The sequence below is a fragment of the Shewanella sp. SG44-2 genome, from assembly GCF_014164215.1.
Lineage (GTDB): Bacteria > Pseudomonadota > Gammaproteobacteria > Enterobacterales > Shewanellaceae > Shewanella > Shewanella frigidimarina.
Map to the genome: position 1 here is coordinate 51,385 of NZ_JACJEU010000020.1, position 14,573 is coordinate 65,957.

The window sequence follows — 14,573 nt, forward strand, 5'->3', positions numbered from 1 at the left end:
AAATACAAATGTGTCGATGATTTGAGTTGGCAGTATAAGCGGTAGCAAATGAACATTAACTGAATGACTTACGCCTATGGTCAGTTTTTGCGGTATTGATTTATAACAGCGTCACTAACGGGTAGCGCTAACGGAAGTCAGCCTTGTTGCTATGTTCAGCTTACGTTCATTTTGATTAGGGTTAAATGGCCTCAATATCAAGACTGTGAGAAACTAACATGAAACATACTACTGCCAAGACAGCCAATCTATCGACTATTAATACCCAGTTAAAATGGGGCGTAAGTTTATGTGTTGCCAGTGCACTCTGGTTAAGTTCGCCAACAGTACAAGGCGCCGAACGGATCTCTGAACAAGCTTTTGGTACATATAGCCAAGCAAGAGTCATTAATCCGCAAACGCCAGAAACTGAAGCTGACAAGCAGGCTAGGGTGATCGCTTTACATGAGCAAGCTAAGTTGCAAAGTAACGTTGCAACACTGAATAAAAAAGTCACTCGTGAACAAGTGATGGCAAAAAATCAAAAAGCTGCCGCAACGACGGAAAATCAGCAACAACGAGCGTTGGCGCAGCAAAACCAGGTCGTGTATTACGATTTCTCCTTCTATGGTGCCGATTCAAGTTTATTTGATGATTATGATTATGATGGTTTTTATCAAACCTTTAGTGTGACCTTTGATGCAGATATTACCAGCAGCGCGGGCGACATTCAGGCTGATGTATTTGCCGAATTATATTTAAGTCAAGACGGTGGACCGTGGATCCATTATTACTCAACCGACGTATTCACCCTCCACGCAGACTCTAGCAATGATGATTACGAAGTGCTAACAACGTTAGCCAGTGGTTATCAAGCCGATCATTATGATGTATTGATCGATCTGTATGAGCTAGGTTATGCCGATCCGGTCGCGACAATAAGTAGTGATGAGTCCAATGCCTTGTACGCGCTGCCACTTGAAAGTAGCGACCGCGATGCGGTTTATGTGGAAGAGATTTATATTGAAACTGAACATTCAGGCGGGGCCTTATCTTGGTTAAGTATAGGCTTACTGGCCGGTGTTATTGGGTTTCGTAGACGTTTGATTAATAAAAAATAACGTAAGATTAATGCTTATGCACCTTAGATCTACGTTAGAATGATTATTTTTGATTTTGTCAGTTTTTACTTATCCATCTGGGATAAGTAGTTAGGAGTATGTATGTTAGTAAAGTTAAATGCATCGTTGTTATGCAGTTCATTAATTGGTTCGGCGCTGTTGTTGTCAGGTTGCCAGTTACCTAATCCTTATACGGGCGAATCAGAAAATGCTAAAGCGACAAATGGCGCTATTATCGGTGGCCTTTCTGGCGCTGCCATTGGTGTGCTTTCATCAAGCAAAAGCGATCGCGGTAAAGGTGCATTAATTGGTGCAGCATCTGGTGCGGCTCTTGGTGGTGGTATTGGTTATTACATGGATGTGCAAGAAGCAGAATTGCGTAAACAGTTAAAATCAACTGGCGTGAGTGTGACGCGAAACGGTGACAATATTGTATTAAACATGCCTAATGAAGTGACCTTTGGGGTTGATCAAACTGTACTAAGCTCACGTGCTAAATCAGTATTAAACAGTGTTGTATTAGTTGCCAAAGAATATGATGATACTCGTTTAAATGTGATTGGCTATACCGACAGTTCAGGTTCAGATTCTTACAACCTGCGTTTGTCACAAGTACGTGCGAGTGAAGTTGCGCAGTATATGACCAGCCAGAAAGTCAGCGGTTCACGTGTGTCTTCTACTGGTATGGGCGAGTCAAGCCCAATTGCCAGCAACTCTACCGAACAAGGTCGTTCGCAAAACCGTCGTGTAGAAATTGTATTAACACCAATGGGTAAGTAGTTTTAGCCGTGAGTGTGGTTAACAAGCGATGCTTGTTGACCTTTAAATAAAAAAGCCATCGAAAGATGGCTTTTTTTGCTTAACCGATAACGGAGTTAGTGAACAATAATCTAGATGACTACATGTATTTGGCACAGATAATTGGTATATGGATGGTAAGTGATCTAAATAACAAGCATACATAATCGATAATCTATCTGTTTCACGTTACGTCCTTTTGCCACATTTCTATCATCGAAACCATGCTTGTTATTTAGTTGAAACATCTGTCACGGTGGAGGTGACACTTCCTTGCTTTAACCGAGTATGAATAACATCACCATTGCTTAATTGATTGACATTTTCGATAACATGCTCATTGGTACTTGTGATTGAATAACCCCGGCTTAAGGTTGCCAGTGGGCTGACGGTGTCAAGTTTATGGGCGGCTTGTGAAACTTGTGATTCAGCCTGTTTAAAATAGTCTTTACTGGCGTCGTTAAAGCGTTCAATTAAATACCCAAGCCGCTGTTTTTCTAAGGTTAGAGTGTTGACTGGTGAACGTTGTTGCAAACGATTATGTAATTGCTGGTGGCGTAAGGTTAAGCGACTGAGTTTATGCTGTAAGGCATTTTCTAAGCGCATTTGAATTTCGTCAAATCGCTGTTCAAATTGCTGCAGTTTATGTTGCGGCTCATGGCGTTGAAGCTGATGAGATAACTGAGTTAATCGTCCATATTGCTGCAATTGGTAATGCTTCATCCCTTGCTGCAAACGCGATAATAATAGCGCCAACTTTTCTGCTTTATTGCCTTTGTCTTTTGATAATAATTCAGCACCGGCTGACGGCGTTGGGGCGCGTACATCGGCTACATAATCACTAATGGTGGTATCTATTTCATGGCCAACCGCGCTAACAACAGGCAGTGCACTGTTGTAAATCGCATGGGCTAAGTGTTCGCTGTTGAAGCACCATAAATCTTCTAACGAACCGCCACCACGGGTAAGCAACAGTACATCAACTTCCATGCGTTGATTGGCGGTGACAATTGCTTGGCAGATTAATTGACTGGCTGTAGCACCTTGAACTTGAGTTGGGTACACAACTACTTCAATTGATGGATCTCGGCGTGCCAATACATGCAAGATATCTCGCAACGCCGCCCCCGTTGCCGATGTGATGACACCAATTCGTTGGATATTGGTTGGAATAGGGCGTTTGGTTTCTAGTGCAAATAAGCCTTCAGCGGCCAATTTTAGTTTTAACGCTTCAAATTCCTGTGCGAGTAGTCCGTCACCTGCTGGCAGCATTGACTCTAGTAGCAGCTGATAATCGCCACGAGGCTCGTAAACACTGATGGCGCCTTTAATCAATACTTGTTGACCATTGACGGGTTTAAAGCGCACAGATTGATTACGGCCCTTAAACATAGCACAGCGAACTTGTGAATGAGCGTCTTTTAATGTGAGATACCAATGCCCTGAACTTGGAGCCGAAAAGTTTGATATTTCACCATTTAGCCAAATTTTGCCAATTTGACCTTCAAGAATATGCCTCACTTCGCTATTTAATTGCGAAACACTATAAACATTGTTTTTTGTGGCACTCATGAGAGTTCTCATTCTAACGTTAATAAAAATCTATTTTCCATTTACCAACTGCAATATGCAAGGTATAATCTCGCCGCAATATTTCACCTCAAATCCTACTTACTAGGGAGATGTTGCCATGCTACGTTTACTGAAAGATGCACTAACCTTTGATGATGTGTTGTTGGTTCCTGCCCACTCGACCGTACTCCCTAATACCGCAGTTCTTAAAACTCGTTTAACGACTAAAATCGAATTAAATATTCCACTTGTGTCAGCCGCCATGGACACTGTGACTGAATCTCGTCTTGCGATCGCGATGGCGCAAGAAGGTGGTTTAGGATTCATTCATAAAAACATGAGTATTGAGCAACAAGCTGAAGAAGTTCGTAAAGTTAAAAGTTATGAAGCCGGTATTGTTCAAGATCCCGTTACTGTTACGCCTACCACAAGCTTAACTGATTTACGTTTATTAACGGAACATAATGGTTTTGCTGGTTACCCTGTAGTGAATGATGCACACGAACTTGTGGGTATTATTACAGGCCGTGATGTGCGTTTTGTGACTGATTGGAGCAAAACCGTTGCCGACATGATGACCCCAAAAGATCGTCTAGTCACAGTAACTGAAGGTACTAAGTTAGATGAAGTGCAAAAACTAATGCATTCTCATCGTATTGAGAAAGTCTTAGTGGTTGATAAAAACTTTAAACTTAAAGGCTTAGTCACCGTTAAAGATTTCGAAAAAGCTGAACGCAAACCAAACGCATGTAAAGACGAATTAGGTCGTTTACGTGTTGGCGCAGCCGTCGGTGCTGGTCCTGGCAATGAAGAGCGTGTTGACGCGCTCGTAAAAGCCGGGGTTGACGTATTATTGATTGACTCATCACATGGTCACTCAGAAGGCGTATTGCAGCGCATTCGTGACACTAGAGCCAAATACCCTGATTTACAAATTGTTGGCGGCAACGTTGCCACCGCATCTGGCGCACTTGCGCTAGTTGAAGCGGGCGTTAACGCCGTTAAAGTCGGTATCGGCCCTGGTTCAATTTGTACTACTCGTATTGTAACGGGTGTTGGTGTGCCGCAAATTACTGCGGTATCTGATGCTGCTGAAGCCGTACTCGCGTTAGGCATTCCTGTTATTGCTGATGGCGGTATTCGTTTTTCTGGCGACTTAGCTAAAGCATTAGCTGCAGGTGCATCATGCATCATGGCGGGTTCTATGTTTGCTGGTACTGAAGAAGCGCCAGGTGAAACTGAACTTTACCAAGGTCGTGCTTATAAATCATACCGTGGTATGGGATCTCTGGGTGCTATGGGCCAAACTCAAGGTTCATCTGACCGTTACTTCCAAAGCGACAACGCAGCAGACAAATTAGTACCTGAAGGTGTTGAAGGTCGCGTGCCGTACAAAGGTAAGTTGAAAGAGATCATTCACCAACACATGGGCGGCTTGCGTTCATGCATGGGCTTAACGGGTTGTGCCACGATTAAAGAGTTAAATGAAAAAGCACAGTTTGTAAGAGTAACTTCAGCAGGTATGGGTGAGTCACACGTTCATGACGTGACCATTACCAAAGAAGCACCAAACTATCGTTCATAATTACGGTAAGGGCGACGTTATGTCGCCCTTGTTTTATTAGCGTTAATTTGCCCGCATCAGTTGGATGCGAGTTATTACACTTAATTAATATGTAAAGGTTATTCATGAGTAATATTCACGATCATAAGATTCTAATCCTCGATTTTGGTTCTCAGTACACTCAACTTATTGCGCGTCGTATCCGTGAAATTGGTGTGTATTGTGAGTTATGGGCGTGGGATGTGAGCGAAGCGCAAATTCGTGAGTTTGCCCCAAATGGTATTATTTTGGCTGGTGGCCCTGAAAGTGTCACCGCAGACAATTCACCACGTGCTCCAGAGTATGTGTTTACTGCTGGCGTACCGGTATTGGGTATTTGTTACGGCATGCAAACCATGTCAGAACAGCTTGGTGGCAAAGTGATTCAAGGCGTTGGCGAAGGTGAGTTTGGTTACGCACAAATTGAATTGCAAACCACATCAGCTTTGTTTAAAAGCATTGAAGATGCCGTTAGCGAAGAAGGCAAACCTTTGCTTGATGTGTGGATGAGCCACGGCGATAAAGTGTCTGCTATCCCTGAAGGTTTTGTGACCGTAGCGAAAACGGCAACTTGTCCGTTTGCCGCTATGGCCAATGAAGAGAAAGGTTTTTACGGCGTACAGTTTCACCCAGAAGTGACGCATACTCGCCAAGGTCAGCGTATGCTAGAGCATTTCGCGTTAGACATTTGTGGCTGTAAAGCCAATTGGAAGCCATCATCAATTATTGAAGATGCTATTGAGCGTTTAAAAAAGCAAATTGGTGATGACGAAGTTATTCTGGGTTTATCTGGCGGGGTAGATTCATCGGTTGTGGCGATGCTATTACATCGGGCGATTGGCGATAAACTAACGTGTGTATTTGTTGATAACGGTTTACTGCGTTTGAACGAAGCCGAGCAAGTATTAGAAATGTTTGGCGATCATTTTGGACTCAATATTGTTCACGTTGATGCCGAAAACCGTTTCTTAGATGCAATGGCTGGCGAAGCAGAACCTGAAGCGAAGCGTAAAATCATTGGCCGTGTGTTTGTTGAAATTTTTGATGAAGAATCAAAAAAATGCGCCAATGCTAAATGGCTAGCCCAAGGCACTATTTATCCTGACGTGATTGAATCAGCGGGCAGTGCAACCGGTAAAGCACATGTGATTAAGTCGCACCACAATGTGGGCGGTTTACCTGCCGATATGAAGATGGGTTTAGTTGAACCACTACGTGAGTTATTTAAAGATGAAGTGCGTAAAATTGGTTTAGAGCTAGGCCTGCCTTACAACATGCTTTATCGTCATCCGTTCCCAGGACCAGGTTTAGGTGTTCGTGTACTTGGCGAAGTGAAAAAAGAATATTGTGATTTACTGCGCAGTGCAGACGCTATCTTTATTGAAGAGCTACACAAAGCTGATTTGTATAATAAAGTGAGCCAAGCCTTTACCGTTTTCTTACCCGTTCGTTCGGTAGGTGTAATGGGGGATGGTCGTAAGTATGATTGGGTTGTATCGCTACGTGCGGTAGAAACTATCGACTTTATGACCGCACATTGGGCACATTTGCCGTATGATTTCTTAGGCCGCGTGTCGAACCGTATTATCAATGAAGTCGATGGTATTTCTCGTGTGGTTTATGATATTTCAGGTAAGCCGCCAGCAACGATCGAATGGGAGTAATCTCGCGCTAGATAATAGCTTGTATTAACTTGCAATAAGCCATATTTAAGCCCATATTTTATGGGCTTTTTTGTTTATGTCCCTGAACTGGAAATCAAAACCTATGTATTCAATCATAAAGCAAAGCATAATAACGACAGCGGCCTCTTTGGTTTTAATCATTCCTGCGATGGCGTCAGCACAAGATATTTCAACGCGCTTTAAACCCACTCTGGCTACTTTTGTTGAGGCAGCTAAATTGGATTGTGCAACTTTGGATAAGGGCGTGTTAGAGGTCACTGATGGTGGTATTTATTTTACTACCGATTTTAATCAGGACGGTATTACTGATCCCATTATTGATACTCGCGCATTTAGTTGTTCAAGTTCTGCCACACTGTTTAACGGTGGAACCGGTGGTCATTACATCAACATATTTGTTTCAAATGATGACAATAGCTATAAACGGTTTGAGTTTCTTGCGCAAGACAGTACGGTTCTATCACTTGGTAGCTCGCCTGTGTTGTTGCTCAAACATCATGGAACAAGCTGTAATTTAGTTGGCCCAAGCGCTTGTTTTGCCGCCTATAGTTGGGCTGAGGGTACGTTCAATACCACCAATGCAATCATCCGCACACAAGAATAAAGATAAAGGATAAATGAATGCATTCTGATACTGTAATAGACCCAAATACTTGGGCGGTAGGTGAAATAATCAGTATTGTTCTATTTGTAACACTCTATCTTAGCTGCTTGGTATTGACACTCTGGAAGGCTGTTCGTAACGCTCATGGCCGTTTCTATTGTATTGTTTGCGCCGCATCAATCATTATTGGCTCGTTTGTTATAGTCTTGGCGCCATTGACCTCTGATAGTAATGGCGAAATGCCACCACAAGCAGGGGTGGGTACATGGATAATGATTCTCGGCCTGTTGGGTAGCGTTGCTGTTTTTATCTGGGGACGGGTCGTTGAACCTACAACTAACAATAGCAAGTAGATAGTTGGATAAAGAGTTGTTCGATAACCATTAATGATTCAAAATTCAGATTATTATAATTTCGCATGAAAATGACCTAGGTTTATAGAGTGAAAAATCCCCCAAAGGCAGATGTTTTAGTCAACCATTGTCCATCTCTTGATGTTGATAAGAGTATTATAGATATTAATGTTAATAACGAGCAGCAAGTTATTGATGAAAAGTGGATGCGTTTAGCGATGCAACTTGCCGAGCAAGCCGAGCTAAAAGGCGAAGTGCCTGTGGGTGCCGTATTGGTTAAAGACGATGTGTTAATTGCCAGTGGTTGTAATTTAAGTATTGTAAATCACGATCCAACCGCTCATGCCGAGATGGAATGTATTCGTCAAGCAGGCAAGGTGTTAGAGAATTATCGTATGCTCGACACGACTTTATATGTCACGTTAGAACCCTGCACTATGTGCGCGGGTGCGATGGTGCACAGTCGTATTACGCGGGTTGTGTATGGTGCGGATGATTTAAAAACTGGCGCGGCGGGTAGTGTGATTAATTTATTGCAACATCCTGTGTTTAATCATCAGCTTGAAGTAAGTTCAGGTGTGTTGGCAGCAGAATGTGGCGCGCAATTAAGTGCATTTTTTCAGCGACGTAGAGCAGAAAAAAAAGCACTCAAACAGTTAGCTAAAAAATAGACTGATTGAGTGACTTGTTTTTATGTGGCTAACGAAAGATTAATTTTCAGTTTGAACCAATAAAAAATGAGCTCGTTGACGATTTTGAATGCGGTTTTTATGTACTTTAAGCATGACACGACGACGTGACATGGTATTGCTTATAGCTCTTCTTCTCATACCGTGCTCCCTTAATATTGGTTAACCTCACCGAGGTTACTCATAAACAACATACTTTAGCTGAATGCTTTCTAACGATAAATTCAGCACCATAGTACCTTATATTCGTGACGATTATCGGTCAGGTTTATGACGATAAGCGTGTAAGCATAATAATTATTGCGCCGATACGTTACTTTTGGTTGGTACTTCTTCTGCAATCACTTCAACTTGTTCTTTCTCTTCGATAATCTCCATTGTTTTGGTTTGATTATCGATCCAAACTAAGGTGTCGTAGTAACGACGAATACTGTCAACATAATGCACCGCTTCACTACCACGAGCATAACCATAACGAGTTTGTTTATAATATTTAGATTGTTGCAACAAAGGTAATACTTTTTTGACATCACGCCATGCACTTGGATCCATTCCCATTGATTCTGTTAATCGGCGCGCATCTTCTACATGGCCTAAACCGATATTATAAGACGCCAGTGCGAACCAGATCCGTTGAGCTTCAGAAATGGTATCAGGTAGCCTCTCCATCATGTCTTTTAAATAAAATGCGCCACCACGTATGCTTTGTTCTGCATCTAGACGATCATCTACACCGACGTAAGCTGCTGTCGGCTGGGTTAGCATCATCATACCTCTCACCCCGGTAGGTGAGCGAGCACTAGGGTTCCAGTGTGATTCTTGATAACTGGCGGCCGCTAATTTACGCCAATCTAACTCTCCAGAATACTCCTCGAAAAAACTGCGATATTCGGGAAGAATATTATCAATTGCGCGGATAAAGGCGCGAGTATCAACGTAATCAAAACGTTTTACGTGGCCAAAATACTTCTCGTTTAAATGCTCCAGCGTACCTGCACGCCTTTCTTTATGCCAAAAAGCCAACAACTTACTCATTAAACGATCGCTGTTATTAGGCGGTAATAGCCACACCACTTCGACTTTTTCTTCTAAAATCATTCCCGCGCGCAGTTCGGGTAAAAAACGTTGATTGATCAATAAACTATTTGAATCTGAAATGGTGTAGTTCAGTTCGCCGTTGGCTATTAGTGCAAACAGTTCTTCATTGTCTTTGTCGTTGACTTGATTCCACATCAACTCAGGATAGTCTTTTTGTAATTTGGTTAAGGTATTGACTGAAGATGAGTTTGCCATGACGGTAATCTCACCCGACAGAGTGCTAATGTCTTTGGGTTCCGGAGTGCCTTCCTTATATACCAGTACTTGGTTGACTTTATACAAGGTTGGTCCGAGCTTGAATTGTTGACTGCGGTTGGGGGTTTTAGCGATACCGGCCGCAATAATATCAATCTTGTTTTCTTTTAATGCCGCAAATAATTGTTTGCGATTGGTATATGGGATCATCTCTAAAGGGACGGCTAAATAGTCAGCAAAGCGCTGCGCCATTTCAAAATCGAATCCGCTTTCACCCTGTTCTGAATTCAGATAAATCTGTGGGCCATATAAGGTCCCTACCTTTAATACGGTACGCTTAGGTGCTGGGGCGGCAATATCAACATCTTGAATATCAACAGGTTGACAGGCGGATAGAATCCCGCACAGTAAGATTATGAATAAGGTTTTGATCATATTTATTAATTGGTTATCTTAAGTTGTTTCGTTAATGTCATCAGAGTGATGTGTAAAAACGAATGAAATACCGGTTGAATAGCCTTTAAATATGTAGGGGAGTTAGCTTATTTTTGGCTTACTTTATCAGGAGTTTTCCTAAACGCCTATAGTTGAGTAAATAAGCAGCATTTTATGGTTGTTTTTTGTTAAAAGGTAAAGTGATCATGTTATTCACTTTAGCATTACTTGAGTGGGATATTTTCCCTATCAGGAAACACTGTTTTCACCGGTGCTTGAAGGTGATTTGTAGTGTGCAATTCCCTATAATAGCGCCAATTCTGATCCTCCTATATTATAAAGGTGAATAGACGTGATGGAAATCATTCGCGGAGCCCCAGCACTATCTGCATTTAGAGTTCAAAAACTCATGGAGGCTTGCGAAAACGCAGCGCTTCCTGTTTCTCAAATTTATGCTGAATATGTACATTTAGCCAGTTTGAGTGAACCACTAGATGATAATGAACGTCTACAGTTAGAAACTATTCTTACTTATGGTCCAGCTATTGAGTCTCATGCCCCACAAGGCACTTTACTGTTTGTTACTCCTCGTCCTGGCACTATTTCTCCTTGGTCTTCTAAAGCAACCGACATTGCTCATAACTGTGGTTTAGGCAAAGTTAACCGTCTTGAACGTGGTATTGCTTATTATGTTGAAGCGTCAGTATTAACCGCAGAACAACAAAAACTACTGCAAGGGTTATTACATGACCGTATGGTCGAAGTGATGCTGCCAGCATTTGAAGCTGCTGAAGTATTATTTTCTCGTACTGAACCGGCAAAATTTAGCAGTGTGAATATTCTTGCTGAAGGCCGCCGCGCATTAGAAGTGGCCAACATTAAGCTAGGCTTGGCCCTTGCCGATGATGAAATTGACTATTTAATTGAAAATTTTGTTCGTTTAAAGCGTAACCCTAACGACATCGAATTAATGATGTTTGCTCAAGCAAACTCGGAACATTGTCGCCACAAAATTTTCAATGCAGATTGGACAATCGATGGTGAAGTACAGCCAAAGTCATTGTTCAAAATGATTAAAAACACCTTTGAAGTGACACCTGATTACGTGTTATCAGCTTACAAAGATAATGCTGCGGTGATGACAGGTTCTGTTGCGGGACGTTTTTTCCCTGATCCCGATGGTGTTTACAACTATCACACCGAGCCAATGCATATATTGATGAAAGTCGAAACGCACAATCATCCTACTGCAATTAGTCCATATCCTGGTGCGGCTACTGGCTCAGGTGGTGAAATTCGCGATGAGGGTGCTACTGGCCGAGGTTCTAAACCTAAAGCGGGTTTGTCTGGCTTTACTGTTTCTAACTTAAAAATTCCTGGTTTTGTACAACCATGGGAAGGGGATTACGGTAAGCCAGATCGTATTGTCACACCGTTAGAAATTATGCTCGAAGGCCCACTTGGCGGCGCAGCATTTAACAACGAATTTGGTCGTCCTGCCATTACCGGTTATTTCCGCACCTACGAGCAATTAGTGTCTAGCCATAATGGTGTTGAAGTACGCGGCTATCATAAGCCTATTATGATTGCTGGTGGATTAGGCAATATCCGTGAAGATCATGTTCAAAAAGGTGAGATTACCGTTGGTGCTAAGCTCATTGTGCTTGGTGGACCGGCAATGAACATTGGCTTAGGCGGCGGTGCAGCATCATCTATGGCGTCAGGTCAGTCTAGCGAAGATTTAGATTTTGCTTCTGTACAACGCGAAAACCCAGAAATGGAACGTCGTTGTCAGGAAGTGATCGACCGCTGCTGGCAATTAGGTGACACCAACCCAATTCAGTTTATTCACGATGTCGGCGCGGGTGGATTATCCAATGCGTTCCCTGAATTAGTGAATGATGCTGATCGCGGCGGGGTATTCAATTTACGTAATGTTCCCTCTGACGAGCCAGGCATGAGCCCGCTTGAAATTTGGTGTAATGAATCACAAGAGCGTTATGTGTTATCGGTTGCACCAGAGAACTTACAACAATTTGCTGATATTTGTGCCCGTGAACGCGCGCCATTTGCCGTGGTTGGTGAAGCAACAGCAGAGATGCATTTAACGCTTGCCGACAGCCATTTTAACAACAAGCCGATTGATTTACCGCTTGAAGTTTTATTAGGTAAAGCGCCTAAGATGAGCCGTGATGTGGTAACTGCCAAAGCAGTATCGCCAGCGTTAGATCAAACTAAAATTGAGCTAAAAGATGCCGTTAAGCGCATTTTAACCTTGCCAACAGTGGCAGACAAAACCTTCCTTATCACCATTGGTGATCGCTCCGTTACTGGTTTAGTTAATCGCGATCAAATGGTGGGTCCATGGCAGGTTCCAGTTGCCGACTGCGCGGTAACCGCCTCAAGTTATGACAGTTACTGCGGTGAAGCGATGTCGATGGGTGAGCGTACTCCGTTAGCCTTACTCGACTTTGACGCCTCAGCCCGCATGGCGGTTGCCGAATCGATTATGAACATTGCTGGTACTGACATTGGCTCGTTCAAGCGTATTAAGCTTTCTGCTAACTGGATGTCTCCAGCGGGTCATCCTGGTGAAGATGCCGGTTTATACCAAGCCGTTAAAGCGATTGGTGAAGACCTTTGTCCTGAACTTGGTATAACAATTCCTGTTGGCAAAGACTCCATGTCGATGAAAACCGCATGGGAAGATAACGGCACTCAGAAAACCGTCACATCGCCTATGTCGTTAGTCATCACTGCCTTTGGTGTAGTACAAGACATTCGTAAAACGGTAACGCCACAGCTTCGCAGTGATAAAGGTGACAGTGCTTTATTAATGCTGGACCTAAGCAATGGCCAAAACCGTTTAGGCGGTTCTTGTTTAGCGCAGGTTTACAGTGAGTTAGGTGACATTGCACCAACATTGGATAAAACCGCTAACTTAGCTGGCTTTTTTGAAGTGATGCAGCAACTCGTAGCCGATCAAGCGGTTATGGCTTATCACGATCGTAGTGATGGCGGTTTATTTACCACTCTCGTGGAAATGGCTTTTGCTGGTAATACCGGGTTAACAATTGATTTAGCCAGCTTGAGTGGTACTGATTTAGAACGTTTATTTAACGAAGAAATTGGTGCTGTAATTCAAGTCAGTGCTATTGATGCTAAAGCCATTGCCGCGCAATTTGAAGCTAAAGGCGTAACGTGTCATCACATCGGTGGTTTGCAAACGGCAGACAAAATTAGCATTAATGACGGCGAGCGAGTCATATTTGCTGACAGCCGTACTGCACTGCGTACCTTATGGTCAGAAACAACCTATCGCATGCAAGCGCTACGTGACAATCCGGAATGTGCGCGTGAAGAATATGAGCTTAAACAACAAGCTGATGCGCCAGGTTTAACGGTTAAATTAGGCTTTAATCCAAGTGAAGATGTCGCCGCACCTTATATCCTTAAAGGTGTCGCACCTAAAATGGCTATTTTACGTGAGCAAGGCGTTAACTCTCATGTTGAAATGGCAGCCGCTTTTGACCGTGCCGGTTTTGAAAGTCGCGACGTGCACATGTCGGACATTTTATCTGGTCGAATTAGTTTAGAAGAATTCCAAGGCCTAGTGGCATGTGGCGGCTTCTCTTACGGTGACGTGTTAGGCGCTGGTGAAGGTTGGGCTAAATCGATTTTGTTTAATGATCGTGCTCGCGACGAGTTTAGCCGTTTCTTCGAACGTGATTCAAGCATCGCCCTTGGCGTGTGTAATGGTTGTCAGATGTTATCTAACCTGAAAGAAATTATTCCAGGAAGTGAGCATTGGCCACGTTTTGTGCGTAACCGTTCTGAGCGTTTTGAAGCTCGATTCAGTTTGGTTGAAGTGCAACAAAATCCATCGGTATTTTTTGAAGGCATGGTCGGTTCTCGTATGCCTATCGCAGTATCGCATGGTGAAGGCTTAGTTGAATTTGCCAATGCTCAAGCGTTAGCAAATGCAGAAGCATCGGGCACTATTGCACTGCGCTATGTTGATGGTCATGGTCAAATTGCGACCCAGTACCCAGAAAACCCAAATGGTTCTGCTAATGGCTTAACTGGTATCTGTACCACTGATGGTCGCGTAACAATTATGATGCCGCATCCTGAGCGTGTATTCAGAACCGTTGCCAATTCATGGCATCCAGATAATTGGGGTGAAGATAGCCCATGGATGCGTATGTTCCGTAATGCACGAGTGAAGATTGGTTAATAGCAAATCATGCACTTAGTTTAGCAAAATCACTTGATTTAGTTAAATTACTTAATGTAACTAAAGCGAAAGGCGACTCCGTTGAGTCGCCTTTTTTATTGGTTTCAATTTGTTTACCGCAACTGACTTTATGTTGTGGTGAAAAAGAAAAACCCCATAGGTTTACTCTATGGGGTTTTCTGATTCGTTATCATTGGATAATAA

General features: G+C 43.0%; 10 protein-coding genes. 8 read left to right on the forward strand and 2 right to left on the reverse strand.

Going from position 1 to position 14,573, the window contains the following annotated elements:
- Positions 1-218: 218 nt before the first annotated feature.
- A complete protein-coding gene (locus H5181_RS14510; protein WP_182751368.1) occupies positions 219-1,100 on the forward strand; it encodes a choice-of-anchor H family protein in 882 nt (293 codons plus the stop codon).
- Positions 1,101-1,202: 102 nt separating this feature from the next.
- Entirely contained in the window at positions 1,203-1,880 is a 678-nt protein-coding gene (locus H5181_RS14515; RefSeq protein ID WP_182751369.1) for an OmpA family protein, read from the forward strand.
- A gap of 249 nt (positions 1,881-2,129) precedes the next feature.
- On the opposite strand, the gene xseA is transcribed toward H5181_RS14515, so the two are convergent.
- Positions 2,130-3,470 (reverse strand): exodeoxyribonuclease VII large subunit, encoded by a 1,341-nt coding sequence (xseA, locus tag H5181_RS14520; protein WP_182751370.1) that lies wholly within the window; start codon positions 3,468-3,470, stop codon positions 2,130-2,132.
- Positions 3,471-3,588: 118 nt separating this feature from the next.
- Between xseA and guaB the strand changes: the two genes are divergently transcribed.
- The 5 genes from guaB (at position 3,589) to tadA (ending at position 8,386) form a co-directional block, all read left to right on the forward strand.
- Positions 3,589-5,055 (forward strand): IMP dehydrogenase, encoded by a 1,467-nt coding sequence (gene guaB, locus H5181_RS14525; RefSeq protein WP_011636611.1) that lies wholly within the window; start codon positions 3,589-3,591, stop codon positions 5,053-5,055.
- 104 nt (positions 5,056-5,159) lie between these two features.
- Positions 5,160-6,737, forward strand: a complete 1,578-nt coding sequence (gene guaA, locus H5181_RS14530; protein WP_182751371.1) for a glutamine-hydrolyzing GMP synthase — start codon at positions 5,160-5,162, stop codon at positions 6,735-6,737.
- Positions 6,738-6,840: 103 nt separating this feature from the next.
- A complete protein-coding gene (locus H5181_RS14535) occupies positions 6,841-7,362 on the forward strand; it encodes a hypothetical protein (RefSeq protein WP_182751372.1) in 522 nt (173 codons plus the stop codon).
- Between the two features lie 17 nt (positions 7,363-7,379).
- On the forward strand, positions 7,380-7,715 hold the full coding sequence (locus tag H5181_RS14540) for a hypothetical protein (RefSeq protein ID WP_182751373.1): 336 nt from the start codon (positions 7,380-7,382) through the stop codon (positions 7,713-7,715).
- Positions 7,716-7,906: 191 nt separating this feature from the next.
- Positions 7,907-8,386: a tRNA adenosine(34) deaminase TadA gene (gene tadA, locus H5181_RS14545; protein ID WP_086019793.1), complete on the forward strand. Its 480-nt coding sequence runs from the start codon at positions 7,907-7,909 to the stop codon at positions 8,384-8,386.
- A 315-nt stretch (positions 8,387-8,701) separates the two neighbouring features.
- Here the strand turns inward: tadA and mltF are convergent, their stop codons facing one another.
- Positions 8,702-10,132: a membrane-bound lytic murein transglycosylase MltF gene (mltF, locus tag H5181_RS14550; protein WP_182751374.1), complete on the reverse strand. Its 1,431-nt coding sequence runs from the start codon at positions 10,130-10,132 to the stop codon at positions 8,702-8,704.
- A 355-nt stretch (positions 10,133-10,487) separates the two neighbouring features.
- On the opposite strand from mltF, the gene purL reads away from it, so the two are divergent.
- Complete coding sequence (purL, locus tag H5181_RS14555; protein WP_182751375.1) at positions 10,488-14,369, forward strand: phosphoribosylformylglycinamidine synthase; 3,882 nt, start codon at positions 10,488-10,490, stop codon at positions 14,367-14,369.
- Positions 14,370-14,573: the final 204 nt, after the last annotated feature.